The sequence below is a fragment of the Thermaurantiacus sp. genome, from assembly GCF_053487655.1.
This window is the reverse complement of sequence record NZ_JBRCLD010000026.1, coordinates 1-11,199: the sequence shown is the minus strand read 5'-3', so window position 1 is coordinate 11,199 and position 11,199 is coordinate 1. Positions and strand designations below refer to the sequence as shown.

Sequence of the window (11,199 nt, the reverse complement as noted above, 5' to 3'; positions counted from 1 at the left end):
GGGTGGAAGGTGCCGGCGCCCATTTCCATGTCATAGGGCTGGAGGATCGCGCAGCCGCGTTCGCCCCAATAGGCGTGAAGGGTCAGGATCAGGTCCTGGAAGCTGGCCGGCGTGCCCACGGGCCGGGCCGTTAGCGGGTGCAGCGACCAAGGGAAAGCCCGCCCGGTTCAGACCAGGCGCCCGCCAATCCACGCGAGGAGATGGGCGAGAGCATGGGCGAGAATGGCGGCCTCGAGCCCGAGCCGCCAGAAAAGCCAGCCGAAGGCAAGGCCCGGAGCCGCGTTGGCCAGCACGACCGCTGCCGCCTTCCATGCCGCCGGATCCGGAACGAGAAGGGCAAGGAGCGGCAGGTGCCCGAGGCCGAACAGGAGGGCGGCGCCAGCGATCGCTGCCCATGCCTGCCGCGGCGTCGGCCGCTCCGGCCTTCCGGCGGCGCGCCAGAGAAGCCACAGCAGCCCGGTCAGCACGCCCCAGCGGAGCAGGACTTCCTCGACGATGCCGCCGTAGAGCAGGCGGGTGACGAGCGGAATCCGGACGGCGGCGAAGGCGGCACCGGCTTCGCCGGCGGCAAGCTCCGGGACCATGCGCGCATTCCAGGCCAGCAACAGGCCCGCCGTGACGATGCCGACCGGGACGGCCACCCGAAGCTGGCGCAGAAGGATCTCCCTGGCCGGTCCGCCGGATGCCAGCGCGTGGAGCAGCGGCAGCCCGAGGCCAAGCGTCGGCGCAAGGCGATTCCCGGCGAGCAGCGCCAGCGCGGCAAGTGCTGCCGGCTGCACCGTCGCGAGCGGGCGGAGTTCGCGGCCGGCGCCGGGGAGCAGCGCCTCGACGTTGACGAGTAGGAGCGACAGCAGCCCCGCGGCCGTGGCCGCGGCGAGCCAGCGCTCGGCGACGGGCCAGCCGCGCGCGTGCGTCACGCCGCCAGCACGACATTGACCGGGGTGCCGTTCAGGGCGGCGTTGCCGGACAGCGGGTCGAAGCGGTCGCGGCGGGTCAAATCGTTGATGGAGGCGCCCGGGCGCTGCCTTGCAACCGACAAGCGCACGCCATCGCGACCATGGCCATAGCCATGGGGAAGCGAGACCGTGCCGGGCATGATGGCCTCTGTCACTTCGGCCGGCACTTCGACGCTTCCGGCGGCGCTGGTGACGCGAACCCGGGTGCCATCGGCGATCCCCCGGTCGCGGGCATCATCGGGGTGGATCATAAGCGTGCAGCGCTCTGGGCCCTTCAGGAGGCGCCGGCTGTTGTGGAGCCATGAGTTGTTCGAGCGGATGTGGCGGCGACCGATGAGGAGGAGACCCTGCGCCGGCACGGCGAGCGCTGCGGCAAACCGGTCGAGATCCGCCAAGCATTCGGCCGGCGCGCAGCGGATCACCCCTTCCCGCAGGCGCCCCGGCAGCCGGCCAGGCGCGAGCGGCCCCAAGTCGATGCCGTGGGGAGCGGCTTCGAGCGCTTCGAGGCTGAGGCCGCCACGCTTCAGCATGCCATCGAGCAGCACGCGCGGCGGGACCGGATTGGCCGGCGCAAGCCCGCGCGCCTGCGCGAGCGCGCGGCTGAGTTCGGTGACGATTTCCCAGTCGGTCTTCTCGCCCTCCGGCACGGGCAGCAGCGCTGGCGAATATTTCGCGAAATTGCGGACAGCGATGGGGCCGAGCGCAAGCGGATAATGATCCTTGGAGAGCGGCCCGCAGGGCGGGAGGATATAGTGGGCGTGGCGGCTGGTCTCCGTCACATACATGTCGACCGCAACCAGGAGATCAAGGGTTTCAAGCGCTGCATCGAGCGCACCGCCATCCGGGCAGGAGAGGACGGGGTTGCCAGCGACAACGACAAGCGCCTTCACTTGGCCCGCGCCCGGTGTGGTGATTTCCTCGGTGAGCGCGACGACCGGGAACTCGCCCAGAAGCTCGGGGTGGCCGGAGACGCGGGAGCGATAGCGGCCGCGGTTGCCGGGGCCGGAGCCGGCGACGAGATCGATGGCGGGAGTCGAGAACATGGCGCCGCCCTCGCGGTCGAGGTTGCCGGTTGCGATGTTCAAGAGCTGGATGAGCCAGTGGTTGAGCGTTCCGAACTCCGCAACCGAAACGCCGATTCGGCCATGGACGACCGCTGGCATTCCCGCGCCGAGTTCGGCCGCAAGCGCGCGGATGTCAGCTTCGGCAATGCCGCAGAAGGCCGAAAGCGTTGGGATATCGAAGCGCCGAAGCGCCGCAAGCGCCGCGTCGAAACCGTCCAGCATCGCAGCGAGCCGGCCGGGCGCGACAAGGCCGGCCTCGTCGAGCGCAAGCAGAAGCGCAGCAAGAAAGGCCGCATCGGTGCCGGGGCGGATGAAGAGATGCTGGTCCGCAGCCTCGGCAGTCTCGGTGCAGCGCGGGTCCACGACAAAGAGCCGTCCGCCGCGAGCCTGGAGTGCCTTCACGCGCTCCCGGACGCCCGGCACCGTCCAGGTCGAGCCGTTGGAGGCAAAGGGGTTGGCGCCGATGAGGAGCAGGAAGTGGGTGCGGTCGATGTCGGGGATGGGCCAGAGCGCGTTGTGGCCGTACATCCACATCTGGACTAGCTGCTGCGGAATCTGGTCAACCGTTGAGGCCGAAAAGACATTGGGGGTGCCGAGCGCCTTCTTGAGACCGGGGAAGGCCATCCCGAGGCTGTAATTGTGGGCGGTCGGATTGCCGATGTAGAGCGCACCTTCGAACCCTTGCGCCTTGATGTCGGCGTAGCGGGCGCCGATGTCGGCGAAGGCCTCCTCCCAGGAGACGGGCACCCAGTCGCGGCCGACACGCCTCATGGGCATGCGCAGCCGGTCGGGGTCGGTTTCGATGTCGGCGATGGCGGTGGCCTTGGGGCAGATGTGGCCCCGGCTCAGCACATCGTCGGGATCCCCCTTGATGGACACCACGCGCCGGCCGTCGAGTTCGACGAGCAGGCCACAATTGGCCTCACAGATATGGCAGGTGCGCGTGTGAACGGTCGTCATGGCCTCTCCCTTCGCTGCCACATCGCTCTAGATGGTCGGCAAAGGGAGGTCCAACCGTGCATCCATTTCATCACGCCACCAGCATGCCCGACAAGCCTGCCCTCATCATGGGCGGGACCGGCAAGTCGCTCACCTATGCCGAGCTCGAGGCGCGCTCTAACCAGGCGGCGCAGCTGTTCCGCGCCTGCGGCCTCAAGCGCGGCGACACGGTTGCCTATATGATGCTGAACAGCATCGACTATCTGCCACTGTGCTGGGCGGCACAGCGCTCCGGCCTCATTTACACCTGCATCTCAACCAAGCTCACTGCCGACGAGGCCGGCTATATCGTGACCGACTCCGGGGCAAAGCTCCTTGTCGTCTCGGCCGAGCTCGAGGGGGTGGCGCGCGAGCTGCCGGAGGTGCCCCACCGGTTCGCGCGCGGTGGCGACATTTCCGGCTTCGCCAGCCTCGAGGACAGTCTCGTCGCCCAGCCGGCGACCCGGATCGCCGACGAGAGCTCGGGCCGCGACATGCTCTATTCCTCCGGCACCACGGGCCGGCCCAAGGGCATCATCGGCCCGCTCCCCGAAGGACCGATCGACCAGCCGGACGCGCTGACTGGCCTTGTCGGGATGCTGTTCGGCTTTCGGCCTGATATGGTCTATCTTTCGCCAGCGCCGCTCTACCATGCTGCGCCGCTCCGTTACTGCATGGCGGTCCACAAGTTCGGCGGGACCGTCGTCGTCATGGAGAAGTTCGACCCGGAATTCTACCTCGCGCTCATCGAGCGGCACCGGGTGACCCACAGCCAGGTGGTGCCGACCATGTTCGTCCGCATCCTGAAGCTTCCCGAGGCGAGCCGCACCCGCCACGACCTCTCCTCGATTGAGGCGATCATCCATGCGGCTGCACCCTGCCCCATCGAAGTGAAGGAGCGGATGATCGACTGGCTGGGACCCCGGATCTTCGAATATTATTCCGCAACCGAGGGGGCCGGGTTCACGGCCATCACGCCGCAGGAATGGCTGCGCAAGAAGGGAAGTGTTGGCAAGTCGCTACTTGGCGAAATCCGCATCCTTGATGAGAACGGGAATCTGCTTCCCCCAGGGCGGGAGGGGCGGATCTACTTCTACGGCGGGCCGCCAGTTGCCTATCACAATGATCCTGAAAAGACGGCGGAAGTGACCGGGGAGCATGGCGCCACTTTCGGCGACATCGGCTATGTCGACGAGGACGGCTATCTCTTCTTGACCGACCGGGCGAGCTACATGATCATCTCGGGAGGCGTGAACGTCTACCCTCAGGAAACCGAGAATGTTCTCATCATGCACGAGAAGGTAGCCGATGTCGCCGTCATCGGCGTGCCCGACGAGGAGCTCGGCGAGGCCGTGAAGGCCGTGGTGCAGCCGCGCAACTGGGCCGATGCCGGGCCGGCTCTCGAAGCCGAGCTCATCGCCTGGTGCCGGGCGCGCCTCTCCCACATCAAGTGCCCCAAAAGCGTCGACTTCGACCCCGAGCTGCCCCGCCACGACACTGGCAAACTCTACAAGCGGTTGCTGAAGGACCGCTACTGGCCGGCCAAGGGCTCTGTCGCTGCATGATCCGCCTGCTTCTGGTGGTGCTGCTGATGGCGCTGCCGGCGGGACGGACCGCCTCAGCGCGGCCAGCAACAGAGCCTGCGACACCAGCGCTGTGGGTTCTGAAGGACGCCGATACCACCATCCATGTCTTCGGCACTGTCCACGCCCTGCCGCGCGGCACCCGTTGGTTCCGGCCCCACGTGCTCGACGCCGTGGACCGCGCCGAGACACTTGTGCTCGAGACCGTACTGCCGACCGATCCAGTCGCAATGATGGGGCTGACGCTCCGGATGGCGCGCCGGCCAACCGCTGAGCCGCTGTCCGCCCGTATTCCTGAAGCGAGCCGGCCAGCGCTTGCCGAAGCGCTCGCCCGGCTCAACCCCGGCCCCCTCGACCAGTTCAAGACCTGGTATGTGGCCTTGACACTCGCCAACCTCCAGTCGGCAATGAACGGGCTCGACCCTGCGATCGGTGTCGAGGCGGTGCTGACGGAACGCGCGCGCTTGCGGAAGATCCCGATCGAGGGCCTCGAGACCGTCGAGCAGCAGCTTGCCTATTTCGACGTGCTCTCTGAAGCCGACCAGCGTCTGTTCCTTCTGGCGACTCTCGACGGCCTTACCGACTCCCATGGCGAGTCGCGCGCGATGGTCGATGACTGGCTTGCTGGCCGCACCGAACGGCTGGCCGAGCGGATCAACCGCGACTTCGAGGGCTCGCCCATGCTACGGCAGATGCTGCTCAAAGACCGCGATGCCCGCTTCGCTGCCTGGATTGCCGAGCGGATGCAGCGGCCCGGGCGCGTGTTCGTGGCCGTGGGCGCCGGCCACCTTGCCGGCCCCGGCAATCTCCTCGATCTCCTCGAGCGCCTCCATGGCCTCAAGGCCGAGCGGGTGATGCTGCAACCGCCCAGCCAGCCAGCAACGCGCCGCCGCTGACTCTCAGGCGTCGGCCCAGGTGCGCGTCTTGTCCCCGCGCCTTCGGAAGGGCAGTCGGTTGGGCAGGCCTGTAGACCAGGCGCGCAGAGGGCGCCCTACACCGTGCCGGCGGGTTCGCCGCGCTGTCGGCCAGCGGCTTTGCTGGCGCTCGAGATTGCTACGCGCACTGCCCGACCTCCTGTCCCTTTACCTGCAGCCTGGCAGCGAGCTTGCCCCTTGCATCTTGCCCGGCAGGGGTAAGCCCCCGCGGTCAGAACTTGAGACGCGCTCCTGCTTGCACCAGGCGTGGCAGCCCTGGGAGGATCCCGCGCGCGCGATCGACAATGATCAGCCGGTCGGCGATGTTCTTGACGGTTGCAAACACTTCCCAATTTCCCTGCGGCGGGCCGTAGGAGACAGCGAGGTTCACTTCCGCCCAGCCGGGGATCCGGCCGCGCTGGCCGTCGGGGGTCACGGGGATGAGGTTGACATCGTCAGCGAAGACCGCGGTCTGGCCGACAACCTCGACCTGGGCGGTAAAGCCACGATGCTCAACCCCAAGCGCTGCATTGACCAGCCATTCCGGGCTGTAGGGCAAGCGATTGCCATTGACATCGCGCGGCACGCCGCAGGGGATGGGGCCACGGCCGGTTGAAACTGGCGTTCCAAGTGTGGCGCCATCAAAGCAGGGCGGGGTTGCAATGCGAGTCGAGGCGTAGCGGGCATCTTTCACCCAAGTGGTGGCAGCGCGGGCGAAGATATCGGTATCGCGGGTGAGGCCTCCGGCGAGGCTTGACCATGCGAGCGACAGTTCGGCGCCGCGATGGACCGTCTCGCCAGCCGAAGTCAGGGTGGCACCAACGCCGCCTGCAACCGAGGCAGGCACGATCTGGTTCTCAAAGTCCATGGTAAAGACCGTGGCATCAAGGTTGAGGCCAGGGGCCACCGTGCCACGGATCCCGATCTCGCCATTCCAGGAGAGCTCCGGGTCGAGTTCGACCGAGCCACCAGTGACCGTGATGATGTCCTCGACTCTTGGCGGGGCGAAGCCGCGGTGGATGCCACCGTAGAGGACAAGGCGCTCGGCAAGGTCGAAGGTCAGGCCGAAGCCGGGGATAATCTCGGACAGGCGGGTCTTGCCCGTGGTGACGAGGGTCTTGGCCCCCGTCGGCCGGCCGCCAGCAATCACGTCGATGGGAAGGTTGACGCGCGTGAATTCGATAAACTCGCCGCGGAGGCCAGGGGTGAGCGCAAGCCGGCCGAAGGCGAGCCGGGACTGGACGAAGGCGGAGAAGGCCCGAGCTTCGCGCAGGTTGTTCTCGCGCACGCCAGCGTTGACCGAGGTTCCAGGCGTGCGCGCATTTGGCGTGTCACCATTCCACTGCCGGCGGGCCTGGTCCTCGCTGTGCCAGCGCAGCCCGATTTCGGTCTCGCCGCCGACGGCCCCAGAGTGATCAAGGGTGAGGCGAGCCTCAACACCCCAGGTATCATAGTATCGAAGTCGGCCTTCGTTGCCGCAGCTGGTCAAAAGATTGGCCATGCCCCCACAGGCCGGATCGGACGCGTCGTTCGGGCGCTGGTTCGAGTTGGACGACTGCCGCCACCAGTCTCGGTCAAAGGAGAAGTAATAGCCCGTCGTCCGCAGCGCGACAGCATCGGCGATGTTGAAGAGGTGGGCAAGGCTCGCGCCCCAGCGCACGGTATCGAAGCGGTCATTGACGAAGGGGTTGGCGCGCGGATCGGCTGCGAACTCGGAGCGGCGCAGCCCGGAGTAGGTGACATCGCTGCCCTCGTTGAAGCGCGAGAGCTTGACCGTCACCGACTGGCGGTCACCGAGATCCCAGGCGCCTTTCAGGAAGATGTCGGTAAAGCGCAGGCGCTGGTTGACTCGGCTGCCATTGCTCTCCTTGTGGTTGACGTGGAGGAGAACACGGCCGCCAGCGAGCGGACCGCCGACCTTGCCGTCGACGGCCCAGGTGCCGAGGTTGCCGCCCTGCCCTGCGACCTCGGCGGTCAGTTCGTCGGGAAGTGCAGGCGTAATGTAATTGATGACTCCGCCAATGGTCTGGGGCCCGAACCGGACTTGTGCTGCGCCCTTTAGCACCTCGACTCGCTCGAACCGCTCGATTGGCGGGTGGTAGTAGCTCGCATTGTCGCCATAGGGGGCATAGGAGAGCGGGATCCCGTCCTCGAGCAGCAGCACCTTGGTTGAGCGGGTGGGATTGAGGCCACGGATGCCGATGTTGGGCCGCGCCCCCACGCCCTCCTCGTCACGAGGAAAGATTCCAGCCACCTGGCGCAGCGCCTCGTTGACGGTAAAGACGCGGGATCGCGCAAGATCCTCCTCGGTAATGACAGCGCCCGAGCCAGCAATCTCGTAAAGCCGTTCAGGCGCGCCGATGACAATGATATCCGCAGGAGTCGAGGAGGCAGCAGCGAGCAGAACGGAAGCGACCGACGGCGCAAGCGAGTCGGCCGGTTCGCCAGCGGACTCCAGCTCAGGCGCAGCCCAAGCCTCCACTGGCACAAGACCGGCAAGCAGCAAGGCAACGGATCGGGCTTTTGCGCACATAGGGAGTCTTTTGCGATTTGTTCTCAGTTGCGGATAGCGACCCGCCCCGGCCCAGGCAAGCGATTTTTTGCGAGTGAAACGCATTCACTCAAACTGCCGAGGCATGGCCGCCATGCATTGGCGACAAGGGCTTCCATTCCTGGCGCTTGCCTCCCCGCCCCGCTTCGCCTATGGCCCTCCCTTCCCGATTGCACCCTGGAGGCAGCGGGACCAAGCTGGAGAAGACCATGTCTGAAGTGCTGACGCTGCCGGCGGAAGCACGCGAGCGCGTAGGCAAGGGAGCCTCGCGCGCGATGCGCCGGCAAGGCCGCGTCCCTGCGGTCATCTATGGTGGCAAGGAGCCACCGCTTGCCATCCATGTCGAGGAGAAGCTGCTCGTGAAGCAGCTTGCCACGGGCCATTTCATGAACTCGGTGGTCGAGATTGAAGTGGATGGCGCCCGCCATCGCACGCTGCCGCGCGATGTCCAGTTCCATGTCGTCACCGACCGGCCGATCCACGCCGATTTCCTGCGCATCGGTGCGGACTCGCTGGTGACCGTCGAAGTGCCCGTCACCTTTGTGAACGAGGCGGCCTCCCCTGGCTTGAAGCGTGGCGGTGTGCTGAACGTGGTCCGGCACGAAGTCGAGCTGCGCGTGCCCGCAGACCGCATCCCGGAAGAGCTCGTGGTCGATGTGACGGGGTTCGACATTGGCGCCTCGATCCACATCTCGGCTGTCACCCTTCCTGAAGGCGCAAAGCCAGTCATCGAGCGCGACTTCACCATCGCCACCATCGTGGCGCCCTCCGGTCTCAAGGCCGAGGACGCCGCCGCCGAGGGCGAGGCGCAGGCCTGACGATGCGGCTCTTCGCCGGGCTGGGAAACCCCGGCCCGGCCTACGCCGGGCACCGCCACAATGTGGGCTTCATGGCATTGGACGCCATTGCCGCCGCCCATGGCTTCCCACCCTGGCGGGTAAAGTTCCAGGGCCTCGCAAGCGAAGGCCGGCTCGGCGAGGCGCGCGTGCTGCTTCTGAAACCAATGACATTCATGAACGAAAGCGGGAGGAGCGTGGGCGAGGCACTGCGGTTCCTGAAGCTCGCGCCCGAGGCGCTCACCGTCTTCTACGACGAGCTCGACCTGCCGCCATTCCGGGTGAAGGTGAAGACCGGCGGCGGAGCTGCCGGGCACAATGGCATCCGCTCGATCATCCAGCATGTCGGAGCCGAGTTCGAGCGGGTGCGGATCGGGATCGGCCACCCCGGCGACAGGGACCGGGTGACACCACATGTGCTCGGGAACTGGACGAAGGCGGAGCAGGAGCCGCTTGCCGCGCTTCTTGCCGACATCGCCGAGCTCGCACCCCTGCTTGCTGCAGGCGACCCGCTGCGCTTCATGAACGATCTCGCCTTGCGGCGATATCCTGGAGGCTGAGATGGGATTCCGCTGTGGTATCGTCGGGCTGCCGAACGTTGGCAAGTCCACCCTGTTCAACGCGCTCACCCAAACCGCGGCAGCGGAAGCGGCCAACTATCCCTTCTGCACCATTGAGCCCAATGTCGGCCAGGTGGCCGTGCCCGACCCACGGCTCGAGACAATTGCCCGCGTCGCTGGCTCGGCAAGGATCGTGCCAACAACGCTTGCCTTTGTCGACATCGCCGGCCTCGTTCGCGGCGCTTCCAGGGGCGAGGGGCTTGGCAACCAGTTCCTCGGCCATATCCGCGAGGTCGACGCGATCGTCCATGTGCTGCGCTGCTTCGAGGGCAGCGACATCACGCATGTGGAAGGCCGCGTGGACCCGATTGCGGATGCTGAAACCGTCGAGACTGAACTGATGCTCGCCGATCTCGACAGCCTCGAGCGGCGGGTGCCAACCCTCCTCAAGAAGGCGCAAGGCGGGGAGAAGGAAGCGAAATCCGCGGCGCGGATCCTCGGCGAGACGCTCGAGCTCTTGCGCGCTGGCACGCCCGCAAGGCTTGCTGCACCCCGCGATGCGGACGAGGCCCGCCACCTCGCCCAAGCCCAGCTCCTGACCGCAAAGCCTGTGCTCTACGTGTGCAACGTGGACGAGGGATCGGCTGCAACTGGCAACGCGCTCTCGGCACAAGTTGCCAAGAAGGCAGCAGCAGAGGGGGCAGCCTCGGTGGTCGTCTCAGCGGCGATCGAGGCCGAGATTGTCGCGCTTGCGCCAGAAGACCGCACCGCCTTCCTCGCCGACTTGGGCCTGGCCGAGACCGGTCTCGCCCGGGTCATCCGCGCCGGCTATGATCTCCTCGGCCTCATCACCTTCTTCACCGCTGGCCCGAAGGAGGCACGGGCCTGGACGATCAAGAAGGGCACCACTGCACCGCAAGCAGCGGGCGTCATCCACAGCGACTTCGAGACGAAGTTCATTCGCGCCGAGACGGTTGGCTGGGAGGATTTCGTCGCGCTCGGAGGCGAGGCGCGGGCGCGGGAGGCGGGGAAGCTGCGCGCCGAGGGCAAGGCCTATCTCGTGCAGGACGGCGACGTGGTGCACTTCCTCCACGGCGGCTGACCAGGTCTTCCCGAACGCACGGGCGCAGGCGGTGGCTTTGCGCGAGCCGGGGGATGCGGCTTTCGCCTTCTCTCGAGAAAGGGGCCGCCACGGCCGCGAGCGCCGGAGACCATAGAGCCGCGCGGCGGCCCGCCAGCTGCGCCCGCGCTGAGGGCAGTGCCCTGCGGCAACGCGCTTAGAAGCTGAAGCGGGCGGTCATCCTTATGTCCCGGCCGGGAAGCGGGGCGAAATCCTTGATTGCGCTCGCATGGCGACGGCCGTCAACATCGAACAGGTTGTTCGCCTGCACCATCAATATGGTGCGATCGTCGCGCCCGAGCGGCTTCCAGCCGACTGCGAGGTTGACCATGGTCCAGCCGTCTGTCGGCCGCTCGAAGTCGGCAACCCGGGTCTGGCCCGTTGCATGTTCGAGCTCGAGGCGGCCGGTAAAGGGGCCATGATCCGCCTCCAACCCGGCAAGCAGGCGAAGCGGCGGAATGAGCGGCACGGGGCTTCCGTCGCCGAGCCGCGCCCTTACCCAGTCGAGCAGGAACGTGCCCCGGACCTCGCTCGAGCCCCAGCGCACGAGGCGAAGATCCGTGTCAAGCTCGATGCCCGTGAAGCGGGCCTTGTCTTGCGTGTAGAGGAAGACTGGGAGCTCATCCTCCTCCTCGCC

General features: G+C 66.9%; 10 protein-coding genes. 5 read left to right on the top strand and 5 right to left on the bottom strand.

The window, feature by feature from the left end:
* The 3 genes from ACWIQA_RS02890 to ACWIQA_RS02880 all read right to left on the bottom strand — a co-directional run.
* Positions 1-119 (bottom strand): glycine--tRNA ligase subunit alpha (locus ACWIQA_RS02890; protein WP_448581563.1); only part of this gene is annotated, 119 nt, incomplete at its 3' end.
* A 48-nt stretch (positions 120-167) separates the two neighbouring features.
* Entirely contained in the window at positions 168-917 is a 750-nt protein-coding gene (locus tag ACWIQA_RS02885; protein WP_448581562.1) for a CPBP family glutamic-type intramembrane protease, read from the bottom strand.
* Positions 914-2,980: a molybdopterin oxidoreductase family protein gene (locus ACWIQA_RS02880; protein WP_448581561.1), complete on the bottom strand. Its 2,067-nt coding sequence runs from the start codon at positions 2,978-2,980 to the stop codon at positions 914-916. Before ACWIQA_RS02880 ends, ACWIQA_RS02885 begins: the two co-directional genes overlap by 4 nt.
* Before the next feature lie 56 nt (positions 2,981-3,036).
* On the opposite strand from ACWIQA_RS02880, the gene ACWIQA_RS02875 reads away from it, so the two are divergent.
* On the top strand, positions 3,037-4,563 hold the full coding sequence (locus ACWIQA_RS02875; protein ID WP_448581560.1) for an AMP-binding protein: 1,527 nt from the start codon (positions 3,037-3,039) through the stop codon (positions 4,561-4,563).
* Positions 4,560-5,477, top strand: coding sequence for a TraB/GumN family protein (locus ACWIQA_RS02870; RefSeq protein ID WP_448581559.1), 918 nt, complete (start codon positions 4,560-4,562; stop codon positions 5,475-5,477). Before ACWIQA_RS02875 ends, ACWIQA_RS02870 begins: the two co-directional genes overlap by 4 nt.
* A gap of 250 nt (positions 5,478-5,727) precedes the next feature.
* On the opposite strand, the gene ACWIQA_RS02865 is transcribed toward ACWIQA_RS02870, so the two are convergent.
* Complete coding sequence (locus tag ACWIQA_RS02865; protein ID WP_448581558.1) at positions 5,728-8,028, bottom strand: TonB-dependent receptor family protein; 2,301 nt, start codon at positions 8,026-8,028, stop codon at positions 5,728-5,730.
* Positions 8,029-8,255: 227 nt separating this feature from the next.
* Here ACWIQA_RS02865 and ACWIQA_RS02860 point away from each other — a divergent pair, with 227 nt between their 5' ends.
* The 3 genes from ACWIQA_RS02860 to ychF are packed head-to-tail and all read left to right on the top strand — an operon-like array spanning position 8,256 to position 10,544.
* Complete coding sequence (locus ACWIQA_RS02860; RefSeq protein ID WP_448581557.1) at positions 8,256-8,864, top strand: 50S ribosomal protein L25/general stress protein Ctc; 609 nt, start codon at positions 8,256-8,258, stop codon at positions 8,862-8,864.
* Between the two features lie 2 nt (positions 8,865-8,866).
* A complete protein-coding gene (pth, locus tag ACWIQA_RS02855; RefSeq protein ID WP_448581556.1) occupies positions 8,867-9,442 on the top strand; it encodes an aminoacyl-tRNA hydrolase in 576 nt (191 codons plus the stop codon).
* A gap of 1 nt (position 9,443) precedes the next feature.
* Entirely contained in the window at positions 9,444-10,544 is a 1,101-nt protein-coding gene (gene ychF, locus ACWIQA_RS02850) for a redox-regulated ATPase YchF (protein WP_448581555.1), read from the top strand.
* A gap of 175 nt (positions 10,545-10,719) precedes the next feature.
* Here ychF and ACWIQA_RS02845 read toward each other — a convergent pair.
* The coding region (locus ACWIQA_RS02845; RefSeq protein ID WP_448581554.1) for a TonB-dependent receptor at positions 10,720-11,199 on the bottom strand (480 nt) is incomplete at its 5' end.

What these genes read in the sequence shown, in the direction of transcription:
- ACWIQA_RS02865 (WP_448581558.1), bottom strand. Translation starts at nt 8,028, where the DNA reads ATGTGCGCAAAAGCCCGATCCGTTGCCTTGCTGCTTGCCGGTCTTGTG.
- ACWIQA_RS02860 (WP_448581557.1), top strand. Translation starts at nt 8,256, where the DNA reads ATGTCTGAAGTGCTGACGCTGCCGGCGGAAGCACGCGAGCGCGTAGGC.
- ACWIQA_RS02870 (WP_448581559.1), top strand. Translation starts at nt 4,560, where the DNA reads ATGATCCGCCTGCTTCTGGTGGTGCTGCTGATGGCGCTGCCGGCGGGA.
- pth (WP_448581556.1), top strand. Translation starts at nt 8,867, where the DNA reads ATGCGGCTCTTCGCCGGGCTGGGAAACCCCGGCCCGGCCTACGCCGGG.
- ACWIQA_RS02880 (WP_448581561.1), bottom strand. Translation starts at nt 2,980, where the DNA reads ATGACGACCGTTCACACGCGCACCTGCCATATCTGTGAGGCCAATTGT.
- ychF (WP_448581555.1), top strand. Translation starts at nt 9,444, where the DNA reads ATGGGATTCCGCTGTGGTATCGTCGGGCTGCCGAACGTTGGCAAGTCC.